This is a genomic window from Dehalococcoidia bacterium, assembly GCA_028711995.1.
Taxonomy (GTDB): Bacteria; Chloroflexota; Dehalococcoidia; order SZUA-161; family SpSt-899; genus JAQTRE01.
In genome coordinates, this window is sequence record JAQTRE010000032.1 from 1 (window position 1) to 25,260 (window position 25,260).

Here is a 25,260-nt window from a genome sequence, read left to right on the forward strand (position 1 = left end):
ACGAGGTTTACTCTTCTACCGCCTGATGGAGCAGGCAATAGCTTGTGCCCCCGTGCCGCGTCAAATGATCGTAGGAGGCCATCCACAACATATGGTATATGGTTGAGTAAAGTGCATACCCACTTTCCAGAATACTCAGCTTCACCAACCATTACGTTCTCCCTCTTGCTGACTCTGAGAAAATTCGTCAAAAACCTTTTTCAAGGTCAAACTGCGGAAGTTGGGCTAGCATGACGTTGTGCAGGTAGCCTCCATCAGATCGAATTTCTCTGAAAATCGATCTGACTCAACACGTATCGGGCTTGAGTTGTAGGCTTTGAGGGTGTATGATGCCAAGTAGTGGATATGGCAAATACAAATCGAGCGGACAGACCGAAGGTCGCTGAAAGCTTCCTGGCTCAGATATGGAAAGGGCAGTGGGTGCGGAAAGGCCCGCTTCCTACCAGCGATGGCCGGATGGTAAGAGTACGCTCGCCGGGCATGGAGAACCATGACAGTGGGCCCGATTTTCTGGGCGCAGCAATCCTTTTCGATGACGAGATTATCACCGGGGATATTGAGCTGCATGTGAAGTCGAGCGATTGGCGAGCGCACGGCCATCATCTCGATCCCCATTTCAACCAGGTGATTTTGCACGTAGTTCTCTGGGACGACGCCAAAAAGGCGACGCAGCTTCAGAGTGGCAAGCTCATTCCAACTCTGTCTTTGCGTGACTACCTGAATGGCTCGATGGATGAGCTTTCGCTTAGAGCCCAAGCCCATCCTGCCCCGCCTTTGCCCTGCCGGGGCGTGGGCGATCGATGCGAGCCGGATAAACTCGGTGAGATTCTGGACCGGTTTGGATTAGAGCGTTTCTACTTCAAGTCGGCTGCATTTGAGGTGGAACTGATTCTTGAGGAGCCAGCGCAGGTAGTATACTGGGGCATCATGGGGGCGTTGGGATACACCAAGAACAAGAAGCCTTTCCAGGAATTGGCGCGCCGTTTGCCGGTGCGGGTTCTGGAAAGCATCGCGCTGGAGCCGGAGCCGGAAAACCGTTTGGTCAGATTACAGGCGCTGCTTCTGGGAGCCTCTGGCTTGCTGCCTTCACAGTGTCAGGCAAAATCCGGGCTTGGCAAACTGGCGACTCTGCCAGAACTCGATGAGGCTTGGCGTTCCCTGAACACAGCGCCTAGCATGAGCTACGCTGACTGGCACTTCTCCCGGATGCATCCCAATAATTTTCCCACCCAGCGCCTTCTGGCAGCCGGATGTCTGGTCGATCGTCATCTGGAGAAAGGCTTGTTCAATAGCGTGATCGACCTCGTGGGCAGGGCAAAGCCTGGAAGGGAAGCAAAATCGATTGAGGATGGCTTTGTGGTTCCTGCTTTCATCGGGCACGAGCGAGCGCGAGAGATCGTAGTGAATGCAGTATTGCCCTTTTCTTTTGCGTGGGCGGAAATCGGATCACAGCCAAAGCTCAGTCAGCATATTCTGGCGATTTATCGAGCTTATCCCCGTATTGGTGAAAACCAGATCACCCGATATCTCAGCAATCTGTTTTGGGATAACGCGAAATCCAGGAATATCAACTCGGCGCAGAGGCAGCAGGGGATGATCCATCTCTACAAGACGTTCTGCCAGGAACAGCGGTGCGAGGCTTGTGAGATACCTGATTGCTGCTGATCGGATATCCCTTCGGTACTCTCGGGGTGGTTAGACCAGCCTTAAATTCGGCCGGACGTCCATGTCCCAGCCGGAGGATTTCCCCTCCAGGAATTTGAAATAGCCGCAGGCTGCAATCATGGCGGCGTTATCGGTGCAGAGGATCGGGCTGGGAATGAGGACTGGCGTCGAGGAGCGCTCAATCATAGCCTGACGAAGCCTGGAGTTGGCCGCTACCCCTCCGGCAAGGAGTATCTGCCTCACGCCGTTTCTCTTGGCGGCCTCGATGGTTTTGGTGACCAGCACATCGACCACCGATTCCTGAAATCCGGCCGCGATCTCCCCGACCAAATGCTCGGATGCAGGAGAGATTGCTTCCCCGGTAATTCCAAGGTCACGTGCCATGTGGAGTGTCGCTGTTTTGAGTCCACTGAAACTGAAGTCATCGCTATCCTTGAGCCACGCTCGCGGCAAGCGGCGGGGGGTATCGACTCCCTTTGCCGTCCGCTCGATGATCGGTCCGCCCGGATAGCCCAGTCCAAGCAGCCTGGCCACCTTGTCGAATGCCTCACCGGCGGCATCATCGCGAGTCTGGCCCAGTTGCTGGTACTTGCCATGATCATGCATCAGGATCAGGTCGGTGTGTCCGCCGGAGACGATCAGGCAGAGCAATGGAAACTCAGGTGTTCTTGCCTCTTTGTTCTGAAGCCAGTTGGCGTAGATATGGCCTTCGAGGTGGTTGACTCCGATGAGGGGGAGATCGCTAGCCAGCGCCAGCGCCTTGGCCAGATTGACCCCGGCCAGAAGCGATCCGGCAAGTCCGGGTCCGTTGGTGACTGCAATTGCCGTGATATCCTTGAGTTCCAGTTGTGCTTCTGCCAGCGCCTTCTCCGTAATCGGAATGGCAGCCAGCAGGTGTTGGCGCGATGCTACTTCAGGGACGATGCCTCCGTATCGGGCGTGAATTTCCACTTGGGAGGCGATAACATTGGAGAGAATCCTGACGCCATCCTCGACCACCGCCACAGCAGTTTCATCGCAGGAAGTTTCAATACCCAAGAGTTTCATCGGTAAGTGACCAACTCCTCGATGGGTTTTCTTGGTATCTCCGGCGGCATCCTGACAGGAACCCCGATGGAGACGACAGCGGCTGTGAACCATGGCTTTTTAACTTCCAGCACTGCCTCGATCTCTGCCTGGGCCAACAGCAGAGGGAGGGTGGCCCAGCACCCTCCATATCCTAGAGCAGCGGCCGCCAGATGAAGATGCGCTATGGCTGCGGCTGTGGCTTGCAGTCCGGCATTGAAATTCGGCTGTTCTGTGACATCCACGCTTGGCCAGGGATGAGTCAGCGCTACTACCACGATGGGGGCATCAAAGACATTGGTGGCGTTGAATCTCCGGTCATAGGATGCCAGCCCTCTTCCGCCATGATCGGACACTTCCGCTTGGGAATCGACAATAGCCAGAACCACATCCTTGAGCTTTGTTTTCAACTCCTTATCTCGAATAACGATGAAACGCCAGGGTTGCTGGTTATAAGGACTGGGAGCCAGCCTCGCTGCTTCCAGCATGATCCGAAGATCATCCGCCTGTACGGGATCTGCGGTAAAGCGCCGAATGCTTCGCCTTTTCTTGATGACTTCGAAGAAATCCATGTTCACATCCTCACGCGTGTTTTGACGATTGCCGAATTCCAGAAGGCGTTTCTTCCACTTTTGCATTATATCAGCTTTTCAGCGAATTGATTTGTTCCGCATGATGTATTACACTAATCATCGCATGCTGTCGGATAATGCCTCAGAAACAGGCGATGAGGGGGTTCCAGGTTGAAGCTGCGAGGTAAAGTGCACAAATATGGGGCCAATGTCGATACCGATGCCGTCATTCCGGCGCGCTATCTGAACGTCTCCGATCCGAAAGAACTGGCCATGCACTGCATGGAAGATATCGATATTGAGTTTGTCAGCCGGGTTCAGCCGGGCGATATCATCGTGGCAACCACCAACTTCGGCAGCGGCTCATCGAGAGAGCACGCCCCGCTGGCGATAAAAGCCTCAGGCGTAAGTTGTGTGATCGCCAAGAGTTTTGCCCGGATATTCTATCGCAATGCCATCAACATCGGTTTGCCGATCCTTGAATGCGCTGCAGCCGTGGAGAACTGTGAATCCGGCGATATCCTGGAGGTGGAACTGGCCACCGGAGATATCTGGAATGTAACCCGGGGATCGCATTTCAAAGCCGAGCCTTTCCCGGACTTCATGCTGGAGCTGATATTGGCGGGAGGGCTCATCGAACACACTAAAAGGAAGATCGGAGGCAGGAGGAAATAGATGCGGTTTGGTATTGTGGTTTTGCCTGGTGACGGGGTAGGGCCGGAAGTGGTTTCGGCAGCTGTTGAGGTGTTGCAAGCCGTCGGCAAGAAATTCGGTCACCAGTTCGATTTGCGCTACGACGTCATTGGCGGGGCGGCCATCGATAAGCATGGAGTGCCGCTGGCGGCAGAGACTCTTAAGATATGCAAGCAGTCTGATGCCGTTCTGCTTGGAGCGGTGGGCGACCCCAAGTATGACGATCCGCTGGGAAAGGTTCGCCCGGAGGACGGGCTCCTTCAATTGCGCAAGGGCATGGGGCTGTTTGCCAATATCCGGCCGGTGAAAGTCCTTCCGATGCTGGCCGATCAGACCAATTTGAAACCTGAAGTCATCAGGGGAGTTGACTTCGTGTTCGTTCGGGAACTTACCGGCGGGCTCTATTTCGGCAAACCCAAGAAGAGATGGGAAACCTCCCGGGGCAGGAAGGCCGTTGACTCGATGCTTTATTCGGAGCACGAGATCAATCGAATCGTGAGGGTGGGATTTGAAATCGCCCGGATGCGACGCAAAAAGCTGATCTCGGTGGACAAGGCCAATGTGCTGGAATCGTCTCGACTCTGGCGTCAGATTGCCACCGAAGTTGCCGTGGAGTACCCCGATGTGCAGCTGGAACATCAGCTTGTGGATTCCTGCTCGATGCGGATCATTCAGCGCCCCACCGATTTCGACGTTCTGGTGACCGAAAACACCTTTGGCGATATATTGACCGATGAGGCCTCGATGCTGGCAGGGTCAATGGGCATGCTGCCCTCGGCCAGTCTGGCTGGCGTACCAAAAGGGGAGGCCTCTCGGGCTTTAGGCATGTATGAGCCTATTCATGGCAGCGCTCCTCGCCGGGCCAGACAAAACCTTGCCAATCCCATTGCTACCATCCTGAGTGTTGCCATGATGTTGCGCTACTCCCTTGGGTTGCCCAAGGAGGCTGTAGCAATCGAAAAAGCAGTGGACCGGGTTTTGGAGGATGACTACCGAACCTATGATATAATGACTGACGGAATGAAAAAAGTGGGAACGAAGGAGATGGGCGAGCTGGTGGCAGCCAAGATTTAACCCTGGATAGCACACCGAGTAAACATCGGAGGAACTTGACATGGAATTCAGATTTACCGAGGAGCAAGAAAACTTCAGGAAAGAGGTTCGCGCCTTTCTGGATGCGGAAATCAAGGCCGGATCATTCAAGCCGCATTGTGATGCCTGGATGACGCAATATTCGCCGGAATTCTCCCGCAAACTGGGCCAGCGGAAGTGGCTCGGGATGACCTGGCCCAAGGAGTACGGCGGTCAGGAGAGGAGCACCCTGGACCGGCTGATTCTGACCGAAGAGCTTCTGCGTTACGGGGCGCCGACATGCGGCCACTGGTTTTCAGATCGTCAGATAGGGCCTTCATTGATCCATTATGGAAGCGACGAGCAGAGACAGGAGTTTCTGCCCGGAATTTTGAGAGGAGAGACATCCTTTACCATCGGCATGAGCGAGCCCGAGGCCGGGTCCGATCTGGCCTCCCTCAAAACAAAAGCGCGCGAGGATGGAGACTACTACGTGATCGACGGGCAGAAGATCTGGTCCAGCGGGGCTCACTATGCTCAATATATGTATGCGGTGGTTCGCACTGATCCTGATGCTCCAAAGCACAAAGGGATCAGCGAATTTATCATCGATCTGAAGCTGCCCGGAATAACGGTCAATACCATTGAAGATATCACTGGTGATCGACATTTCAACGAGGTGTTCTTCGATAGCGTCCGTGTGCACAAGAAATACATGATCGGCAAGAAGAACATGGGATGGTATCAAATCACGCCCCAGCTCGATTTCGAGAGAAGCGGCATTGAGCGTGTGATGAGCAACTATCCGCTTTTCGATGGGTTGATCAACTATGTCAAGGAAACCAAGCGTAATGGAAAACCGCTCAGCGAAGATCCTTTGATCAGGCAGAAGCTGGCGGAGCTCAAGGTTGAATTTGAGGTCGGCCGATTGATGATCTACAAAGTGGCCTGGATGCAGAGCAAGAATCGGGTGCCCAACGTGGAACCGGCGATGGCCAAAGCCTATTGTGCTGAGTTTCAGCAGCGATTGTGCCGCGCAGCCATGGAGATTCTGGGGCCGCAGAGTCAATTGATGTCCGATTCCAAGCGTGCGGTGTTGCGGGGTATGGCAGCAGCGTCGCTGCTCTTTTCCCCCGGGTATACGCTTCAGGGCGGTACCACGGAAATCCTGCGAGGTATCGTAGCCGGGAGAGGATTGGGTTTGACCGGCAAATAGTCCTTGACAGGCGAGCTGTCAAACAGTAGCATTTAGGTGGTCGTGCTAGGTGGGGAGTTAGCGGTGCCCTGTACCCGAAATCCGCTATAGCGGGACTGAATTCCCACTTGAGGTCTTTGTTTTCTGGGACTGCCATCATTAAGTGGCGTTGATGGCTGGGTCCTGCGCGGCAGAGAGCTATGAATCCCGTCAGGTCCGGAAGGAAGCAGCGGTAAGTAGTCAACTCTGGGTGCCGCAGGGTTGCTTGGCTTGAGCAGGCTGGTGAAGGTAAGCCAGGGAGCGGGAACGAGAGTGGGTGCACGACCTCTTGATTTAGTTTTCATCCGTATCTGAGGGCGTGTCATTGACACGCCCTTTCTTGTTGTGTAGAGTCGCCGATGGATAGACAACCGGACGAATCGTCCTCCCTGTTGGCCCGAACAAAGACATTGCTGAGGCAGTATGGACTCCATGCCCGGAAAGGGCTGGGCCAGAATTTCCTGGTGGACCGATCCGCCATCGAGGCCTCTATCTCAGCGGCGGAACTGGTTTCGGAGGATGTGGTGGTGGAGGTGGGGCCGGGGTTGGGGGTGTTGACCGAGGAACTGTCAAAATCGGTGCAGCGAGTGATCGCTATTGAGATCGACCCGCGGATATCCGTCCTGCTTACCAAGCGATTTTCCCATCATCACGGCGTCAGCATCGTGAATGCCGATGTCCTCCAACTGGATATCAAGGGCTTGTTGGAACGAGAACCGGCTTCTCTTGATTCTGGATACAAAGTGGTGGCGAATCTGCCGTACTATATCGCGGCACCGACGATTCGGCATTTCTTGGAGGCTGAGGTGAAGCCCAGGCGAATGGTGGTAATGGTCCAGAAGGAAGTGGCTCAAAACATGGTGGCTGCGCCGGGTCGGCTGAGCATCTTTGGCATTAGCGTGCAGCTCTATGGCAAGGCGGATATCGTCTGTTATGTTCCGGCAGAAAGTTTTTATCCGGCTCCCAAAGTGGATTCGGCCATCGTTCGCATTGATGTCTATGAGCATCCGGCCGTGGAGGCGGATATCGAAGGGTTCTTCCGGGTGGTAAAGGCTGGTTTCAGCGCTCCGCGCAAGCAGCTTCGCAACTCCCTGGCTCAGGGGCTGGGCATTGTGCCCGCCGCCTCTGAGGAATTCCTTAGCCAGGCCGGAATCTCCTTCCAGCGGCGGGCCGAGACCCTGACTCTGGAGGAGTGGGCCAGCTTGTGCCATGTCGTTCTCCCTTCGTTGGCGGGAGGGAGCTAGAAAAAACACCCTTACCCCCGGATCAAGTCTGGGGTAGGCTTTCCCTCTCCCATCAAGGGAGAGGATCAAGATTATTATGCTAATTCTTTCCGCCCCAGCCAAAGTGAATCTGACCCTTGAGGTCATCGGTAAGAGGGATGATGGCTATCACGAGATCGCCAGCGTCATGCAGACGATCAGCCTCGCCGATGAGCTTTCATTCGAGCAGGCGTCAGAGATCGAGTTTGGCTGCTATGCTTCCAAGGTGGAAAAGGAGGAGCTACTTGAGGATGCCGTTTTGAATGCAGCCAATTTATTGCGGCAAGAGACCGGTTGTCTCCAAGGAGCAAGGATCACGATTCGAAAACTGGGAGTGCCTCGAGCAGCCGGGCTTGGATCAAGTTCTAGCATTCCGGCAACTGTAATCAATGGGCTGAATGATCTCTGGGGATTGAAATTGAGACCGGAAGCGCTGAGTCGGCTGGCATCCCGGATCGGATCGGACACACCGTTCTTCATCTACGGTGGGACGGCTCTGGCTAAAGGTCGCGGCGAGGACATTACACCCCTGCCTTCCCCACCCCGTATATGGTTGGTATTGCTGATGCCAGCCATCGAACCTGTTCCCGGGAAAACCGCCAAAATGTACGCCAGGTTGAATCGATCCCATTTTAGCGACGGAGCCCGGACGCGGAGGCTCGTTAGCGAACTAGACCAAGGCCGAGTCCTGCGTTCCGATATGCTATATAATACCTTCGAGAAGGTGGCCTTCGATTTCTTCGGGCCACTTGGCGAATATCGTAAAGAGTTCCTGCAGGCTGGAGCGAGTAGCGTTCATCTTGCTGGAGCGGGTCCCGCGCTGTTTGCATTGGTTCCCGATGAGGCCAGCGGAGAAGCGTTGACCCATCGGCTGAGGAACAGAGCGCAAGAAGCCTATTTGGTTCACACCGTTTAGGCCGTCTTTGATGGGCGCATCGGCACTTCTACGGAAGGGACAGGTTCACTTTAGAAATGGCGGAACGGATTTACGTTGCTCTGGACCTGGAGACGACCGGGCTTGCTCCCGAGAGCGATGAGATCATCGAAATCGGCGCAGTCAAGTTCAATAGCGACGGTCGTGAGATCGATGTCTTTGAGACGCTGGTGAATCCCCGTCGGCCGATTCCCTACACCATCACCAGGCTCTGCGATATCTCTCAGGAGCAAATCGATGCCGCCCCTTCTTTCTCAGAAGTGGTCGGAAAGCTGGTCTCCTTTCTGGAGGGCTGTTCTCCGGTGGGACACAATATTTCCTTCGACCTCAACTTTCTGAGGCGCAATGGCGTCAACTTACCCGGCCCTTCTTATGATACCTACGATCTGGCCAAACTGCTTTTGCCTGATCTCGGGGAGCGCAGCTTATCCGCGGTGGCTTATCATCTGGGGATTCCCCATCCTTCGGCGCACCGCGCTTTGCCTGACGCCAGAGTGGCCAAAGAGGTCTTCGTTCTGCTGTTGGGGAAAATCAACGGAATGGACCCCGTTGTATTGGGGGAACTGGTTCGCCTGACAGCGAAGACGGATTGGTGGCTTGGTGAATTTCTGGGCGAGATGGCACAGGCGCGGAACGTCAATCCCCTGCTCGGTGCAGCGGCTTTTGAGCAGGTGGCGTTCGGATCAACTGCATCCAGGGAGGCTCGACCTCTGAAGCCCAATTCAGAAAAAACGTTGCTGGATATCGAGTATCTGACGCGTTTGTTTGATATCGATGGACCGCTGGCGCAGGTGTTCCCCGGCTATGAACAGCGCCCGGAGCAGAAGGAAATGATGCGAGCCGTGGCTGAGGCGCTCAACTTCAGCCAGCACCTGATTGTTGAGGCCGGCACGGGTACGGGCAAGTCGATGGCCTATCTGCTCCCCGCAGCGATGTTTGCCTGCAAGAACAATATTCCAGTGGTTGTTTCCACCAACACTATCAACCTTCAGGAGCAGTTGGTGCACAAGGATATTCCCGATCTAGTTGACGCTATCCAGTCGGATTTATCGGACCTGAAGGTGGCAACAATCAAAGGGCGAAACAACTACCTCTGCTTGCGGCGGTGGGAAACCGTGCGGCGAACCAGGGAAATCGGACCGGAGGTGGTTCAACTTCTGGCTCGCATTCAGCTCTGGCTTCCTTCAACCCAGACGGGCGATCGCTCGGAACTGAATCTGGATAGCTGGGAACTCCGGTTCTGGCCTCGAGTTTGCGCCCAGAGCTATGATTGTCTGGGAAGGAAATGCCCTTATTATCAGCGGGGGCTTTGCTTTCTTCATCGCGCCCGGAATGTGGCCGGAAACGCGCATCTGATCGTGACCAACCACGCCCTGCTTCTCTCGGAGGTGGCCGCCGATGCCCAGATACTCCCGGAATATGCCCATCTGATCATCGATGAGGCCCATCATTTTGAGGATGTGGCCACCGATCAAATGGGCGTTGAAATTCGGGAGGAGGGTATCGTCGATCACCTGGATCAAATCTCCCGCGAAGTGGATGGCCAGCAAGCCGGGTTTCTGCCGCAACTGGCATACTGGGTTCGCGCCAGTGATCTCGACGGATCAAAGAAGGCCGATCTCGAACAACTGATGCATTCGTTGAGTCTGGGGGTGGCGAAGATTCGTGCCCGGCTATCCGAATTTTTCAACGCGATTGGAGATGTGCTGCAAAACTATGGTGAGGGACAGGGGGAGTATGATCTTCGCCTGAGGATCACCGGGGCGATGCGTGCCCAGCCGGCGTGGTCGGATATCGAGATCAGTTGTGAGAATCTGACGCTGACATTGGAGGATGTGACCAAATCCCTCTCCAGATTGCACACCGCTACGGAAGCCCTGCCTGTTTCAGAGGCCTTAGGCTTCGAGATGGTCTCGCTGCTGAACTCCAATGAGGAATTACGGGAACAGATCGATTCGCTGGTTTTTCATCCGGATGAGAACAGCATTCACTGGCTTACCTTGAACCGAAAGAACAATAGCATCGGCCTGCACTCTGCCCCGCTCCATGTGGGATCGATCCTGCAGAAGTCGTTCTACTCCCGAAAAGACACGCTGGTTCTCACCGGCGCTACTTTAACCACCGAGGGCAACTTCAGCTATATCAAGAGCCGTCTGGGCCTGGAAGGCGCACGAGAGCTTCTCCTCGGAACCTCTTTCGATTATCAGAGTGCGGCCCTGATCTATCTGGCCTCGGATATCCCTGAGCCGGGAAAAACAGGCTATCAGAAGTCTGTGGCTCAAGCACTGATATCGCTCTGTCGCGCTACCGAGGGGCGCTGTCTGGTTCTGTTCACCAGCCATTCCGCCTTGCGAGGGATACAGACGGCCATTCGAAGTTCACTGGAACAGGATGACATCCTTGTCCTGGCGCAGGGAGTGGATGGCCCGCCCAAGAAGCTACTTGCTTCCTTACGTAACAATCCGAGAACGGTACTTCTGGGGGCGGCCAGCTTCTGGGAGGGAGTGGATGTGGTGGGGGATGCCCTCAGTGTCCTGGTCATTGTGCGCTTGCCGTTTTCGGTTCCGACCGATCCCGTCTTTGCCGCCCGGTCGGATACTTTCGATGATCCTTTCAGCGAGTACTCTTTGCCCAAGACCGCGTTCAAGTTCAAACAGGGATTCGGCCGGCTTATCCGATCGAAAACGGATCGGGGAGTGATGGCCGTTCTCGATAGTCGATTAAGTGTCAGGAACTACAGCCATGTCTTTCTGAAGTCCTTGCCGCCGTGTCGAGTGGAGAAGGGACTGGTGCGAGACTTGCCGGATGCGGCGCAGAGGTGGCTCAAAAGGGAGTAGCAAACTGAGCACTGGCTCAATTTGACAAACCATCGAATCCCTGCTATATTAACCCCACAATCGAATAGCGTTTGAAAGGCTGTGAACAGGAGGAGTACCCTTCGTGAGCCAGCTACAGAGAGTCGGGGCAGGTGAGAGCCCGGCGCTAAAGCAGAGGGGGAATGGACCTGGGAGCTGCAAACCGAAATCTTAAGTGAGAGTAGGCTTTGACGGAAAGGGCACCGTGATCAGAGCCCAGGGTATCGCCAGAGATGGCCGTACCTGAAAGAGATGGCTGATGGGATAAGCATTAGCCGAACAAGGGTGGCACCGCGGATAAACCTCCGCCCCTTCTGGGGTCGGGGGTTTTTTGTTTTTATAAACTGTAGAGTTTGCTGAGGGTGCAGGGATACTTCCCTGCCGGGGGTTTGGGGGTGTCCCCCAATTCTCCTATAATTCCCCCAAGATTGGGGGCCAGGGGGTTGAAAATGATCAGATACATTCCGGATCGAGAGTTTTTCAGGCAAAAGGCCAAAAAAGGCGGGCTGATCCCGGTTTGCCGGGAACTGGCCGCCGATATGGACACGCCGGTTTCCGTTTTCCTGAAGCTGGGGCAAGAGCCCCCGACCTTTCTGCTGGAGAGCGTCGAGCAGGGGGAGAACCTGGGGCGGTATTCCTTCATGGGCTTGGGGCACTCCATGGTTCTGGAGAGCAGGGGCAACCAGGCGATCATCCGCAACGGTGCAAAAGATCAAAAAATAGACCTCAAAAGCCGTGACCCGCTGCATCTGATCCAGGAGATATTGGGAAGACGGCAGGCGGTCAAAATACCGGGGCTCCCTCCCTTCTGCGGCGGGGCCGTCGGATATCTGGCGTATGATATCGTCAACTTCTTCGAAGAGTTGCCCCGGTGCTCTCAGGACGAACTGGGCTTGCCTGATTCACTTTTCCTCTTCACTGATACCATGCTCGCCTTCGATCACGTCCAGCGCAAGCTCAAGATCATCGCCAATGCCTATATCGATGACAACGCCGATGCGGCCTACGATGAAGCCATATCCAAAATAGAGAACATCGTCGCTAGTCTTACCGGACCCTTGCCGCCGCAAACGCAGGCGTATATTGCCACCGATGCAGCCTCATCCGGCGGAAAGGAGATGGCGTCCAATTTCAGTCGGGAAGGATTTATGGAGATGGTGAAGGCTTCCAAAGAGTACATCGCCGCCGGAGATGTCATCCAGATCGTCGTGTCCCAGAGGCTGCGCCGCCAGACTTCTGCCCAGCCTTTCGATATCTATCGGGCGCTACGGATGCTCAATCCGTCTCCTTACATGTTCTACTTCAATTTCGGCGGGTTTCAGTTGATCGGATCGAGTCCGGAGGTTCTGGTCAAAGCATTGGGGGATCGCGCCATATCGCGTCCAATTGCCGGAACTCGACCCAGAGGGGCTAGCGAGGAGGAAGATCAGGCGCTTATCGCCGAACTCCTGGCCGATCCCAAGGAGCGCGCCGAACATGTGATGCTGGTGGACTTGGCCCGTAACGATCTGGGGCGTGTCTGCCAGTACGGCACAGTGACGGTTCCCGAACTGATGGTGATTGAGAAATATTCCCATGTTAGCCATATCGTGTCGCAGGTGGAAGGAAAGCTCAATCCCAGTGAGGATGCTTTCTCTCTGCTGCGTGCTTCCTTCCCGGCGGGCACCGTCTCCGGAGCACCAAAGATTCGGGCCATGGAGATCATCGCCGAGCTGGAGAAGACCAAACGCGGCCCTTATGCCGGAGCGGTGGGATATTTCGATTTTGCCGGAAACATGGACACCTGCATCACAATACGAACCATTGTAATGAAAGATGACACGGTCTATTTGCAGGCTGGCGCCGGGATCGTGGCTGACTCCGATCCGGCCACCGAGTATCAGGAGTCGATGAACAAGATGAAGGCGCTGGAAAGGGCGATAACGATAGCGGAAGGGGATGGTTAAGACTGTCATTCCCGCGAAAGCGGGAATCCAGGAAGTAAATGGCCAACTATTTTGTCTATATCCTGGCAAGCAAGAAAAATGGAACCCTGTATATTGGGGTCACAAATGACTTACACCGACGAATCTATGAACATAAGGGAGACCTCGTGGAAGGCTTCACAAAGAAATATAGTATCCATTCATTGGTGTATTACGAACCTTGCGAGGACATTAGATCTGCAATAGAGAGAGAAAAGCAATTGAAGAAATGGAATCGGCGTTGGAAGATCGAGCTGATCGAAAAGACTAATCCTGAATGGATAGACCTTTACTCCAATCTGAGCGGATGATGGATTCCCGCTTGCGCGAGAATGACAAACGATCAAGGGGGTTGATCAAATGATTCTGGTAATTGATAACTACGACTCATTCACTTATAATTTGGTGCAATTGCTGGGCGAAATGGGCCAGGAACTGGTGGTGCATCGGAATGACAAGATCACCGTGGAAAAGGTCAGGGAGCTTAAACCTGACCGGATCGTGATCTCGCCGGGGCCGGGGAGGCCAGAGGCTGGCCGAATCTCCAACGACATCATCAAGGCCTTTTATCAGCAGATGCCCATCCTTGGTGTGTGCCTGGGAAACCAGTGCATTGCCTATTCGTTCGGCGGAAAAGTGGTGCGGGCCAAACGGCTGATGCACGGCAAGACATCGATGGTTCAACATGACGGAAAGGGAATTTTTGCCGGACTCTCCAACCCCTTCGAGGCCACGCGCTATCACTCGCTGATTGTGGAGGAGCCGCTGCCTGCCGAATTTGAGATATCCGCCCGCACAGCGGAGGGCGAGATCATGGGAATCCGGCATAAGGAGTATCCGTTGGAGGGAGTGCAGTTCCATCCGGAATCGATTTTAACCTTTGAGGGGAGGAAGCTGCTGAGGAATTTTGCGGAGGGATGACAAAAATGTAGGGGCAGGTTTTATACCTGCCCGATATTGGGCAGACTCGTGGGTCTGCCCTTGCGGAGGCAATCAATGATCAAAGAAGCCATCTTAAAAGTGGTTGAAAAACAAAACCTGACCATGACTGAGGCGGAAGCCGTCATGACGGAGATCATGAGCGGCCAGGCTACGCCTGCCCAGATCGCGGCGTTCATCACCGCGCTTCGCATCAAGGGCGAGACCGCCGAAGAGATCGCGGGCTGCGCCCGCATCATGCAAAAGCATGCCTTGCAGGTGAATCCGCAGAGGACGGATGTGGTGGATACCTGCGGCACTGGTGGGGATGACAGCGGCACCTTCAATATCTCCACCACTGTGGCCTTCGTGGCTGCCGGTGCGGGATTGGGCGTGGCTAAACATGGTAACCGCTCGGTCTCCAGTAAGTGCGGCAGCGCCGACCTGATGGAGGCCCTCGGCGTCAAGATCGATCTCAAGCCGGAGCAGGTGGCTCGGTGTGTCGATGAGGTGGGAATCGGATTCTGCTTTGCGCCTGCCTTCCATCCGGCGATGAAATATGCCACGCCGGTGCGCCGGGAGATCGGACTCAGAACTGTCTTCAATGTGCTGGGGCCGCTGGCCAATCCGGCCCGGGCCAAGCGGCAACTCATTGGCGTCTACAGCGCCGATCTGACCGAGGTGCTGGCCGATGTGCTGCGCGCCCTGAAATCGGAGAGAGCCTTTGTGGTGCACGGACATGGAGGACTCGACGAGCTTTCCACCACCGGCACCAATCGCGTTTCGGAGCTTTGCGACGGAACCGTTAAAACCTTCAAGCTTGACCCGCAGGAACTGGGAATCCCAAGGGCGAATCCAAAGGCGTTGCTGGGAGGAATGGTAGAGGAGAATGTGAAAATAGTGAAGGCGGTGCTCGGCGGAGAAAAAGGGCCAAAGCGGGATATTGTCTTGCTGAATGCTGCCGCTGTGCTGGTAGCCGGTGGCAAGGCCAGGGATTTTAAGGAAGGGTTGGCTGTAGCGGCTCAATCGATCGACAGCGGTAAAGCGCTAGCCAAGATCGGCGATCTGGCAAAAATGAGTCAGGGGTTTGCCTGAGATGATTTTGGATAAGATCGTTGCTGCCACGAAGAAGTCGTTGCCGGAGCGCAAGGCGCGGATGCCTCTGGCTGATCTTGAGGCTATTGCCTGCGCAGTAGAGCCTCCGCGTGATTTTGCCGGAGCGATTGGCGGGTCTGGCATTAAGCTGATTGCCGAGGTGAAACGGGCTTCCCCTTCCAAAGGGCCATTAGCCTTGAATCTGAATGCGCCTACACTGGCCCGGAGTTATGAAAAAGGCGGTGCGGCGGCTATCTCGGTGCTGACGGAAACGGAATACTTCAAGGGCAGCATGGCTGATCTGGAAGCGGTACGGTCGGCAGTGGATATTCCGATCCTGCGCAAGGATTTTATCATCGACCCGTACCAGGTTTTTGAAGCGCGCGCCGGAGGCGCTGATATAGTTCTGTTGATTGCTGCAATTCTTTCATCAGAAGAGATGAGAGGTTTGCTGGAGATTGTTCATTCGCTGGAAATGAAGGCGCTGGTAGAGGTGCATGACAGAGCGGAGCTGGAGCGTGTTTTGAAACTGAATCCAGAGGTCATCGGGATCAACAACCGGAATCTGTTCGACTTCAGCGTCACCCTCCAGACAACACTTGCTCTGCGACCCTTCGTGCCCAAAGATGTCTTGCTGGTAAGCGAAAGCGGCATCCACATCAGGGACGACGTCAGAATGCTGGAAGATGCCGGAGTAAACGCTATTCTGGTCGGGGAGGCGCTGGTCACGAGCGCCGACCCGGCGGCAAAGATCAGAGAATTGATAGGCTGAGAGGGTTGACTAGAGCCCAATCGGAGTTCTGTGTGAGAGTAAGAATCAAGATTTGCGGGATCACCAATATCGAGGATGCGATGGCAGCGGTTGAATTCGGAGCCGATGCGCTGGGATTTGTGTTTGCGCCAAGTCCCCGTCAGGTGACTCCGGAACAGGTCAGGGCCATCACCGACCAACTGCCGCCGTTCGTGACAAAGGTGGGTGTGTTTGTGGATAGCGTGCTTTCGGAAGTGAAGGAAGTCATGTCGCTTTGCAATCTGGATATAGCCCAGTTGCACGGAAGTGAACCCTCCGATTTCTGTGAGGCGCTTTTCCCCAGAGTCATCAAAGTTTTTACTCCTGAGAGTCTGCCGCAACGAGAGGAATTGAAACGCTATCGTGTGGCAGCATTTATGATCGATAAGGAAAAGGGGTCGGATACCCGGCCGGAGCAGCTATTGCCGATTGCCAGGGAGATGGCGACACAAGGAAGGATTATCCTCGCCGGTGGACTGACCCCCGAGAATATCGCGCAAGCCATAGAAGTGGCCCATCCTTATGCGGTAGACGTTTCCAGCGGGGTAGAATCGAAGCCGGGAAAGAAAGACCATCAAAAGATGAAGGCGTTCATCCAATCTGTAGGGGCAGGGCTTGCCTTGCCCTCTCATTGGGGCGCGGCGAGCAGCGCCCCTACGTCGGAATGCCAATGAAATACGATCCCGATAAACACCATCGCCGATCCATCCGGTTGAAGGATTATGATTATTCGCAAGCCGGAGCGTATTTCGTGACGATTTGTATTCAGAATCGAGAGTGTCTGTTGGGAGACGTATTAGACGGGGAGATGCATTTGAGCCAAGCTGGGGAAATGGTTATCAGAGTGTGGGATGATTTAACGGTTCGTTACCCTGCCGTGGCATTAGATGAATTTGTAGTTATGCCCAATCATGTGCATGGCATCGTAATCGTAGGGGCACTTTTTGTGGGTGCCCAGCAAATGGCAGGCATAAAACCTGCCATTTCGGCCGACGACGTGACCGTTCGGGCAGGCACAAGACCTGCCCCTACATTATCGGAAATCATCGGCACATTCAAATCTATTACGACAAAAGAATACACGGTCGGTGTGGCGCAAAATGGATGGGCACCTTTTCACCAACGGTTGTGGCAACGCAACTATTACGAACACATCATCCGGAACGAAGACGATCTGAACCAAATCCGGGAATACATCCAAACCAATCCTTTGAACTGGGATCATGACGAGAACAATCCCAGAATCTTACAAGAGGCGCAATCGATATGAAAACCAAACCAAGACTACCTGATGTTCACGGGCACTTCGGTCCCTGGGGCGGGAAATTTGTGCCGGAGACGCTGATGCCCGCGCTGGCGGAACTGGAGCAGGCATATGCCCAGGCCTCGGCAGACGCCAACTTCTGGAAGGAGTTCGATGATCTCTGCCACTATTATGCCGGTCGTTCCACTCCGCTCTACCATGCTCGGCGGCTTTCCGAAAAGATGGGCGGAGCGCAAATTCTGCTCAAGCGGGAGGACTTGGCTCACACCGGTGCTCACAAGATCAACAATACGCTGGGCCAGGGTCTTCTTTGCCAGCGAATGGGGAAGAAGCGCATCATCGCCGAGACTGGAGCCGGACAGCACGGCGTGGCCACAGCGACAGTCTGTGCTCTACTGGGGCTTGAGTGCATTGTCTACATGGGATCGGAGGACGTCCACCGCCAGTCGATGAATGTTTTTCGTATGAAGCTTCTAGGCGCGGAAGTGCGTCCGGTGGATTCCGGCACCCGCACGCTGAAAGACGCCATCAATGAGGCCATCCGCGATTGGGTAACCAATGTGCAAACTACCCACTATCTGATCGGCTCGGTAGTCGGGCCTCATCCTTATCCCATGATGGTGCGTGACTTTCAATCGGTCATCGGAAAGGAGACCAAGGAGCAGATGCTGGCACAGCATAAGCGCCTTCCTGATTACATCGTGGCCTGCGTCGGCGGCGGCAGCAATTCCATGGGAATCTTTCATCCCTTCATCGAGGACAAAACCGTTCAACTGATAGGAGTTGAGGCGGCAGGAAAAGGCATCGAGACAGGCCTTCATTCAGTAACTCTGGGAGCCGGGAGCCCGGGCGTTCTCCACGGGGCTAAATCCTATCTCCTGCAGGATGAACACGGGCAGGTGAATCCAACCCACAGCATCTCGGCGGGTCTGGATTACCCCGGAGTCGGGCCGGAGCACAGCTACCTGAAGGACGCTGGCCGGGCCAAATACGTTTCCGTTACCGACGATCAGGCACTGGAGGGTTTCAAAATGCTCTGCGAAGTGGAGGGCATCATCCCGGCGCTGGAATCTTCTCACGCCATCTATCATGCGGCCCAGATGGCAAAGGGGCTGCCGAAGGACAAAATTATTGTGGTGTGCGTTTCCGGCCGAGGCGATAAGGACCTAGGTATCGTCGCCGGGGCAATGGGGATAGGATTATGAGCAGAATCGAACGAGTATTCAAGGATAAGAATCGCAAAGCGCTGATACCTTACGTAACGGTAGGTTATCCGAATGTCGAGGCAACGCTGAAAATTGTGTCGGCGCTGGCCGAGTGCGGAGCCGACATCATCGAGCTGGGCATTCCCTTCTCCGATCCCCTCGCCGATGGTCCCACCATCCAGCAGTCCAGCTTTGAGGCTCTCCAGCAGGGGGTTACGCCGGAGATTTGTCTGGAGGTTGCCCGCAAACTGAGGGAGAGTGTCGACATCCCGCTGGTTTTTATGGGATACTATAATCCGGTATTTCACTATGGCTTGGAGCGCTTCTGCGGCGAATGCGCCAAGGTGGGGATCGATGGGTTGATCATTCCCGACCTGCCTCCAGAAGAGGCGTCAGAGCTGGAGGGTTTGGCTCGAAAGCAGGGGATCGATTTGATTTATCTCCTGGCCCCGACCAGTGACGACCAGCGTATCGATCTGGTGGCTAAACGATCCGGCGGATTCATTTATCTGGTATCGATCACCGGAGTCACCGGAGCCAGAAGCGATCTGCCGGTAGAACTGGAGAACTTTGTAAACAAGGTAAGACAAAAAGCTCGTCAGCCGCTCTGTGTGGGTTTTGGGATTTCCACTCCCGAACAGGCAAAGCGCGTGGCTGAAGTGGCTGATGGGATTATCGTAGGAAGCCGGGTAATACAGTTGATAAAGGAGGACGAATCGCTGACGAAACTGAAATCCTTTATTGCCAGCTTGAGAGCAGTTATCTAAGTCCGATCAATCGACTAAGGAGGAAAGATGGATACCAAGATTCTTTTGACTGAAAAGGAAATGCCTACCTCGTGGTACAATATCCAGGCTGATCTGCCGAAGCCGTTGCCGCCCCTGCGACACCCGGCGACTACTGAAATTACCCGGCTGCCCCCGCCTCTGTTTGCCAGGGCGATGGATGAGCAGGAGTTCAGCACGGAACGCTGGATAGAAATACCGGATGAGGTTCAGGAAATCTACAAAATGTGGAGACCCACGCCGATGTATCGCGCATTCCGGCTGGAGAAGGCGCTGGATACTCCGGCTCACATCTATTACAAATACGAAGGCGTCAGCCCGGCCGGAAGTCACAAACTGAATACCGCCGTGGCTCAGGCCTATTATAACAAGAAGGAAGGAATCAAACGCCTTTCTACAGAGACCGGCGCTGGTCAGTGGGGAAGCGCCCTTTCCATGGCCTGCCAGTTCTTCGGGCTTGAGTGCAAGGTCTATATGGTCAAGGTCAGCTATTTCCAGAAGCCCTATCGCCGAATCCTGATGGAAACTTTCGGGGCCAAGGTCGTGCCGAGCCCAAGCCCGGATACCGCCATCGGTCGCAAGATTCTGGAGGAAAACCCGAATTCCGATGGAAGCCTTGGCATTGCCATCAGCGAAGCGTGCGAGGACGCTTTCAGCCGCGATGATACGCACTATACTCTGGGGAGCGTGGTCAATCACGTCCTGCTTCACCAGACGCTGCTGGGACTGGAATCTCAGAAGCAACTGGAGAAGGTCGGCGTCTATCCCGATATGCTCGTGGGCTGTGTCGGTGGCGGCTCAAACTTCGCCGGATTATTCTTGCCCTACATGAAGGATAAGATCTCTGGAGCGAAGAAGAACCTTCAGGTGATCTGCGTTGAACCTACCGCCTGCCCAAGCATGACCAAAGGTCTCTATGCCTGGGATTATGGGGATGTGGCCGGAATGGCGCCGATTGCCATGATGGATACTTTGGGGCATGCCTTCATGCCTGCGCCGGTGCACGCCGGCGGCTTGCGCTATCATGGCATGGCTCCAATTGTTTCGCACCTTCACAAGCTGGGGTTCATTGAGGCTCGTGCCGTCAATCAGATTCCCACTTTCCAGGCAGCGATTCAGTTTGCTCATTCAGAGGGAATTGTGCCAGCGCCGGAACCGGCACATGCTATCCGGGTGGTCATCGATGAGGCGCTCAAGTGTAAGCAGGAGGGAAAGAAGAAGAACATAGTGATGCTTCTCAGCGGACACGGGCACTTCGATCTGAGCGCCTATGAGCAATATCTCTCCGGCAAGCTGCAAAACTATGAGTATCCCAAGGAGTTGATAGACAAGGCGCTCAAAGAGCTGCCCAAGGTGAAAGAATAGACATAATTTCAGCAGGGGCGACCGACCGGTCGCCCCTGACCGGATGAGGAAAATGATCAGAGTAACCAGAGAAGAGATACCCGTCGGCGAAGTGGTCAATTCGCTCCGGCATCCGGATGCCGGAGCGGTGATTTCATATTTAGGTACGGTTCGCAGCTATCTGGAGGGAAAGCAAAGCAAGGGGCTTTCCTTTGAGGTGAAGGACGCTGTCATGTCCAGGAGCCTCCAGAAAGTGGAGTCCGAAGCTCTCCGTAAGTTTGAAATCAGAGAGATCGCCATCGTACACCGCACCGGCTCTTTTGCGGTCGGCGATAGCATTTTGCTGATTGCGATAAGCTCGGGGCACCGCGGTCCGGCGTTGGATGCCTGCGCCTGGACTATCGACCGGATCAAAGAGCTGCACGAAGTCTGGAAAAGAGAGGATTTGCTGGATTAGTTCACCTGAGGTTCGCTTTAATCCCGTCGGATTTTCTGCTAGAATTAAGGTCGTTTGAAACCTATCCCCATCGGGGAGTAGCGCAGTCTGGTTTAGCGCGCCACGTTCGGGACACTGAGATTGATAATACAGCACTAATTTTATTGTCAACCCACCTTTTTTCGGGGAGTAGCGCAGCCTGGTTAGCGCGTTGCGTTCGGGACGCAAAGGTCGGAGGTTCGAATCCTCTCTCCCCGACCATTTATTTTCCCCATCTCGATCACAGGTCCTCTGGCATGGCCACATGAATCTGAATCATACGGCAGGAAGCCGGGGTTGAATGATATGACCAGCACCACGTGTACGGGTCATGCCACACGTCCCGTACAGTCCAGCAACCAAAACTACTCTCGGTTGAGTGATATCTCGCAGAAATCCGCTTCCCCGAGGAATCGGAACTTCTGCCTGAACAGGCCGGCCAATTTGGTGTCTGCGGTTGCGAAGAAAATCTGCCTTGATCCCTGGATGGCTATGTCACGCAGATGGTCAAGAACGGACAGAACGTTCATGTCATCCACATGAGCAATCGGATCGTCAAATAGCAACACACGCGGCCCACTCACTAGGCGAACGTTCATTGAAAGGAATAGAGATAATGCATACGCGGCGCGCTGGCCGGAGCTCATTCCGGTAAGAATCACATCCTTCTCCGTTTCTCGACGACGAATGACGAGTTTCCCTTGTTCGGTCTTGACTTCAAACTCATTCGGTGCGTGAATCGCATCAAATATCTGGCTTATGGCGGACGCATTCTCAGAGAGTATGGTTGACACTAGTCCGCCACTGGTACTCTGCCCAATCAGTTCATCGAGGAGTCTAATGGCCTCGTGCAAACGCTCCCTCTCTTCACCTGTCTTCTTGATCTGATCCCCCAACATCTCGATCTTCTTCTCCTCGATTGCAGCGGCACCGACTTCGGCCGTCTCCTTCGCGAGTGCCGTTGTCAGATTCTGCAAATGCGATTGAGCATGTTCGAGTTGAACTGTGAGCGCCTCAAGCGTCTTGTCCTTCAAGTCTAGCAAAGCTGTGAGATCACCTTTCGCTTTGATGATCCCATCCAGATCAGAGGCCTGCATGCGTAACTGTTTCGCGAGCTCTTCTGGCGTAACGTCGATATCGACTGCGAAGCTCGTCGCGAGATGCTCACAGAATTCGTTAGCGGACTGGAGAGTGTTCTTGGCCAATTCCTCAGCCTCCAACACCCGACGGAGTTGATCGGTCACGATAGCCTTCCTCCTCAGAAGCTCCGACTCCTCCACGAGATGGTCGAGGCCCACAATTGTCAAATGTATGGGCAGGTCCTCCTCTCGCAAGCCACTTGCCGCAAGTCTCTGTAAATGTCTCTCCATCTCGGCAAGTCGAGTCCGCTCCAGCGTCAGAATCCTCTGTGCCTGTATGACTGCCTCCATCGCCTCACTCACTGACATCTCATGCTCGTTCCTGATGAAGGCCACAAGCCGACCTAGGGCAGTGGATCGTTTTTGCCGACGTGCCAGTTCTTGTTCAGCCGAAAGTACCTCGCTCTGGAGTTCTGCAAGTCGAGACTCGGAATCCTCGATAACACCAGACAGCATGCGATTCTGCAACTGTCCAGACTCAAACTCAGTATGACATATGGGACAAAGGTCGGGATTGGGAACGATACTAAGCAACTCTTGGGCCGCCTTGACAAGCCGCTGATGCAGAACGGTCACGGTCGCGTGAGTATTCTCCATGGCTTTGAGGGCAAATCGTGCATCTGCGAGGCGCTTGTTCTGGTCCGCAAGCAACGTATCTGCTGTAGCTAACTCAGTCCCGATTGGCAGCCCAAGACCATCGCTCAGTTCCAACCCAATATCGTCATCCCCAAATATAGACATGCGCGCGGATAGGGCGTCAACTCGTTGACGCAGTTCCCTCATCTCAACTGCATTCTTCCAATAGTCAGCTTTAGCATACGGAAGCAGAGCATCCAAGGCCAAGAGCTGGGAATGAAGACTTGCCTGATCGCGGGTGGTTTGGGCTAAACTCAGTGAGGCGTCCTTCCACTGGTTGTTGACTTTAGTTGCTGATTGGATAGCCTCCATGATTGCCTTATGCCGATCCAAAAGCGCTCCTTCGTTGATCGTCAGCACGTCGATTCCGGAGCGAACCAGTATCTGTGTTGCCGTGAGGGCAACCTGTAGGCTCTCGCTTATCATCGCAGCTTCCTGTTTTGTGGCAGGCATCACCCGCCAATCCAGCCGCTTTAGGGCTGTACACAAGTCCGCGAACAATGTGTCGGTCATTCGCGGTGCTCTGCGCGCAACATCAAGGCGCTGGAGGGAGTCTAATAACAATTGCTTATCAGTGGACAGATTGCGCTCGCGATCCTCGGCGAAGTGCTCGAGTTTGTCCCTAACACGCCGCAGTCGATCCTGTAGCCTTTCTGCTCCCGAACCTAGGAGCAGGCGCATCACCTCAGGGCCGATCCGCTCTTCACTATCTTCAACGGTCAGACGAACTGCCGCATCCGTGTCGAGAAAGTTGAACTTCCCGAAACTCTCAGCAAGAGTGAGAGTTTTGAGCTCCGTTTTTGCGTACCAATGGGAGTGCCGTGCACGCAACTGTCGTGGCAGGGTCTCCATCGATGTTACAAGCTTTTCCCTGCTGTCCACGAAGTCAGCTGAAATCGACGTATTCGGCGGCAGGTTACCAGGCCTACGAGTTTGGCCGCAAAAGAGAAACTCGATGGCCTCCAGCAATGACGTCTTGCCTGTGCCATTGCTCCCGACAATCAGGTTCACTTTCCCAAACCTGTGGATTTTCTCCCTTGGATACGACCGAAATCCCGTTATCCTCAATTCTCTCAGGAAGTATCCAGCTGCAGCTTTTTCGGATTTTGTGAGAGCCAAGGGCGCGGTGATTCTCTCTGCTTTCTTCACTTGCCCTGCCGCGATCGAGCGAGCGGCCTCTGGAACTGAAACATCCTCATCCAGAACATAAGCTAATCCCTTCTCATCCAGTCGACCTTGCCACATGGTGGCCAGGTCGCTAGGCATCGCTTGCGATACCGCTTGGTATGCCGGTAGTGATTCTGCCAGGAGGGAATCAACCTTGTCCTCCAGGATCACCATTTTGCGAGCGTACTCGCGGTCAGCCTCGACCTTCGCCTTCGTACGAGCAAAAACTTGGTTCTTCGACACAGCTGTGCTGGTTACAAAATACAAGTAGTGATTCCAGCGAAGGTCTTTCGACGCATTGCCTGAGTAATAGGTGTGGGAAAGGATTTTCTCCTGGTATTTACGCAGTTCATCGGCCCTGCTGAACAGGTCGTCGGTCAGGTCAAAGTAGCGAATCGCGTACTCGCGACCTGCGTACTTGTCCACTGCCCTAACTACGCCATCGCCAACACGTTCGATATTGCCGTATCTCGTGCGAAGCTTCTTCTCAATCCCAGCTACGTCAATCATCCCTCACCTCCTGCAATGTCTACCGCAGAATGTTTCAAGGGCTTGTCAAATCGACCTATCCCTTCAGGGCTCCAAACACAGGGGATATGGTCTCGCCGGTACACTACGCAGAACCTATCTGTAGCACGAATTACCGCATCCGTTGGGTCCGCACCTGAGCCAATTTCTGCAGCCGCCTGGCACATAAGTGTTTGCAGAACCTTTTGGTGTACCGACTCGACTATTGCATCGTCCGATTGGTCACCGAGGAACACAAGTGTTGCCGAGGCCCCGGTACTCATTGACACTACGTTTCGGTGCGGATTGGCGCTGTTCCACTCAAACTGAAAACCGCCTTCCATATCCTGAACTGGGACTGGCCATGGAACCCCGTGACCCGGCAAAGTCATAGCATCTTGAGCTCGTTGCAGACGATCCTTGCGAAAAACCACCCCACGTCGCGTAATATCGTTCTCCTGATGGACCGTTACACGTCGAATTGACTCTTCGTGTTCGACCTTCATGCAGGACAGCTCTTGCAGATAGAACCATCCTGATGGATCACCGCCCGGACCTGTCAAGAGTTCCAACGCTCGCTCTACCGCAAGGGGGCTTGTCGCCACCTTAGTTGGTAGATT

Annotated in this window: 22 protein-coding genes, 1 tRNA gene, 1 other RNA gene and 1 other annotated feature; of the genes, 20 read left to right on the forward strand and 4 right to left on the reverse strand. The window is 54.5% G+C overall.

Going from position 1 to position 25,260, the window contains the following annotated elements; all coding sequences use genetic code 11:
• Positions 1-345: 345 nt before the first annotated feature.
• On the forward strand, positions 346-1,665 hold the full coding sequence (locus PHV74_06545; protein ID MDD5094020.1) for a DUF2851 family protein: 1,320 nt from the start codon (positions 346-348) through the stop codon (positions 1,663-1,665).
• Between the two features lie 30 nt (positions 1,666-1,695).
• Here PHV74_06545 and tsaD read toward each other — a convergent pair whose 3' ends face one another.
• On the reverse strand, positions 1,696-2,712 hold the full coding sequence (gene tsaD / locus PHV74_06550) for a tRNA (adenosine(37)-N6)-threonylcarbamoyltransferase complex transferase subunit TsaD (protein ID MDD5094021.1): 1,017 nt from the start codon (positions 2,710-2,712) through the stop codon (positions 1,696-1,698).
• A complete protein-coding gene (locus PHV74_06555) occupies positions 2,709-3,368 on the reverse strand; it encodes a nitroreductase family protein (protein MDD5094022.1) in 660 nt (219 codons plus the stop codon). The genes tsaD and PHV74_06555 overlap by 4 nt, the downstream gene beginning before the upstream one ends.
• 105 nt (positions 3,369-3,473) lie before the next feature.
• On the opposite strand from PHV74_06555, the gene PHV74_06560 reads away from it, so the two are divergent.
• From PHV74_06560 to PHV74_06650, 19 genes are all read left to right on the forward strand, one after another.
• Positions 3,474-3,977, forward strand: coding sequence for a 3-isopropylmalate dehydratase small subunit (locus tag PHV74_06560; GenBank protein MDD5094023.1), 504 nt, complete (start codon positions 3,474-3,476; stop codon positions 3,975-3,977).
• Positions 3,978-5,069, forward strand: coding sequence for a 3-isopropylmalate dehydrogenase (gene leuB / locus PHV74_06565; GenBank protein ID MDD5094024.1), 1,092 nt, complete (start codon positions 3,978-3,980; stop codon positions 5,067-5,069).
• A gap of 40 nt (positions 5,070-5,109) precedes the next feature.
• A complete protein-coding gene (locus tag PHV74_06570; protein MDD5094025.1) occupies positions 5,110-6,282 on the forward strand; it encodes an acyl-CoA dehydrogenase family protein in 1,173 nt (390 codons plus the stop codon).
• 40 nt (positions 6,283-6,322) lie between these two features.
• Positions 6,323-6,585: signal recognition particle sRNA large type (gene ffs / locus PHV74_06575), an RNA gene on the forward strand.
• 74 nt (positions 6,586-6,659) lie between these two features.
• Positions 6,660-7,544, forward strand: a complete 885-nt coding sequence (gene rsmA / locus PHV74_06580; GenBank protein MDD5094026.1) for a 16S rRNA (adenine(1518)-N(6)/adenine(1519)-N(6))-dimethyltransferase RsmA — start codon at positions 6,660-6,662, stop codon at positions 7,542-7,544.
• Positions 7,545-7,620: 76 nt separating this feature from the next.
• Positions 7,621-8,478, forward strand: a complete 858-nt coding sequence (gene ispE / locus PHV74_06585) for a 4-(cytidine 5'-diphospho)-2-C-methyl-D-erythritol kinase (GenBank protein MDD5094027.1) — start codon at positions 7,621-7,623, stop codon at positions 8,476-8,478.
• 56 nt (positions 8,479-8,534) lie between these two features.
• A complete protein-coding gene (locus PHV74_06590; GenBank protein ID MDD5094028.1) occupies positions 8,535-11,333 on the forward strand; it encodes a helicase C-terminal domain-containing protein in 2,799 nt (932 codons plus the stop codon).
• Between the two features lie 72 nt (positions 11,334-11,405).
• Positions 11,406-11,667 (forward strand) — a binding site (T-box leader).
• Positions 11,668-11,800: 133 nt separating this feature from the next.
• On the forward strand, positions 11,801-13,297 hold the full coding sequence (gene trpE / locus PHV74_06595) for an anthranilate synthase component I (GenBank protein ID MDD5094029.1): 1,497 nt from the start codon (positions 11,801-11,803) through the stop codon (positions 13,295-13,297).
• Between the two features lie 38 nt (positions 13,298-13,335).
• Positions 13,336-13,626, forward strand: coding sequence for a GIY-YIG nuclease family protein (locus tag PHV74_06600; GenBank protein ID MDD5094030.1), 291 nt, complete (start codon positions 13,336-13,338; stop codon positions 13,624-13,626).
• A 49-nt stretch (positions 13,627-13,675) separates the two neighbouring features.
• Positions 13,676-14,236, forward strand: coding sequence for an aminodeoxychorismate/anthranilate synthase component II (locus PHV74_06605; GenBank protein ID MDD5094031.1), 561 nt, complete (start codon positions 13,676-13,678; stop codon positions 14,234-14,236).
• A 75-nt stretch (positions 14,237-14,311) separates the two neighbouring features.
• Positions 14,312-15,328: an anthranilate phosphoribosyltransferase gene (trpD, locus tag PHV74_06610; GenBank protein MDD5094032.1), complete on the forward strand. Its 1,017-nt coding sequence runs from the start codon at positions 14,312-14,314 to the stop codon at positions 15,326-15,328.
• 1 nt (position 15,329) lies between these two features.
• A complete protein-coding gene (gene trpC, locus PHV74_06615; protein MDD5094033.1) occupies positions 15,330-16,100 on the forward strand; it encodes an indole-3-glycerol phosphate synthase TrpC in 771 nt (256 codons plus the stop codon).
• Between the two features lie 32 nt (positions 16,101-16,132).
• A complete protein-coding gene (locus PHV74_06620) occupies positions 16,133-16,792 on the forward strand; it encodes a phosphoribosylanthranilate isomerase (GenBank protein ID MDD5094034.1) in 660 nt (219 codons plus the stop codon).
• Positions 16,789-17,388, forward strand: coding sequence for a transposase (locus PHV74_06625; protein ID MDD5094035.1), 600 nt, complete (start codon positions 16,789-16,791; stop codon positions 17,386-17,388). The genes PHV74_06620 and PHV74_06625 overlap by 4 nt, the downstream gene beginning before the upstream one ends.
• The gene (gene trpB / locus PHV74_06630; protein ID MDD5094036.1) at positions 17,385-18,587 is read left to right on the forward strand and encodes a tryptophan synthase subunit beta; all 1,203 of its coding nucleotides are present in this window, start codon (positions 17,385-17,387) and stop codon (positions 18,585-18,587) included. The genes PHV74_06625 and trpB overlap by 4 nt, the downstream gene beginning before the upstream one ends.
• Positions 18,584-19,354 carry a tryptophan synthase subunit alpha gene (gene trpA, locus PHV74_06635; protein MDD5094037.1) on the forward strand — a complete coding sequence of 257 codons (771 nt, stop codon included), beginning with the start codon at positions 18,584-18,586 and terminating at the stop codon, positions 19,352-19,354. The genes trpB and trpA overlap by 4 nt, the downstream gene beginning before the upstream one ends.
• Before the next feature lie 27 nt (positions 19,355-19,381).
• Positions 19,382-20,737, forward strand: a complete 1,356-nt coding sequence (locus tag PHV74_06640; protein ID MDD5094038.1) for a TrpB-like pyridoxal phosphate-dependent enzyme — start codon at positions 19,382-19,384, stop codon at positions 20,735-20,737.
• Positions 20,738-20,789: 52 nt separating this feature from the next.
• On the forward strand, positions 20,790-21,173 hold the full coding sequence (locus PHV74_06645) for a molybdenum cofactor biosynthesis protein MoaE (protein ID MDD5094039.1): 384 nt from the start codon (positions 20,790-20,792) through the stop codon (positions 21,171-21,173).
• Between the two features lie 162 nt (positions 21,174-21,335).
• Positions 21,336-21,413: transfer RNA gene (locus tag PHV74_06650), tRNA-Pro, on the forward strand.
• A gap of 143 nt (positions 21,414-21,556) precedes the next feature.
• Here the strand turns inward: PHV74_06650 and PHV74_06655 are convergent.
• Both PHV74_06655 and PHV74_06660 read right to left on the reverse strand, forming a co-directional pair.
• Complete coding sequence (locus PHV74_06655; GenBank protein ID MDD5094040.1) at positions 21,557-24,643, reverse strand: AAA family ATPase; 3,087 nt, start codon at positions 24,641-24,643, stop codon at positions 21,557-21,559.
• On the reverse strand, positions 24,640-25,260 hold a 621-nt coding region (locus PHV74_06660), incomplete at its 5' end, for a hypothetical protein (GenBank protein ID MDD5094041.1). The genes PHV74_06655 and PHV74_06660, both read right to left, overlap by 4 nt.